Annotated in this window: 1 pseudogene; it reads right to left on the minus strand. The window is 70.1% G+C overall.

Annotated features, from left to right (window positions below):
* Nucleotides 1-411, minus strand: a pseudogene (locus R0J87_RS18675) (threonine synthase); the annotation flags it as partial.

The following is a 411-nucleotide window of genomic DNA, read 5'->3' on the forward strand; positions in this document are numbered from 1 at the left end:
TGTGCCCGCTGGAACGCACTCATGCGGCCCTGCGGCGACAGCATGAACACCGCGACGCGCTCCTTGCCGCGGAGGGCGTGCTCGGCCGCAGAACCGGTGTCGCCCGAGGTCGCGCCGAGGATGTTGAGCACGGCGTCGTTGCGCTCCAGCGTGTACTCGAGCACCTGTCCGAGGAACTGCATCGCCATGTCCTTGAACGCAAGCGTCGGCCCCTCGGAGAGTCCGACGAGCGTCAGCTCGTCATCGATGGCCCGCAGCGGCACGACGCCGTCGGGGAAGCCGGCGTATGCCGCATCGGTCATCCGCGCGAGATCCGCGCGCGGGATGTCGGTCGCGAACAGCCCGAGCACCTCGGTCGCCAGCTGCGGGTACGTCAGCGCACGCCAGCGCTCGAGCGTCTCGCCGTCGACG

It is taken from the genome of Halomonas sp. SIMBA_159, assembly GCF_046536035.1.
GTDB classification, from domain to species: Bacteria; Pseudomonadota; Gammaproteobacteria; order Pseudomonadales; family Halomonadaceae; genus Vreelandella; species Vreelandella venusta_A.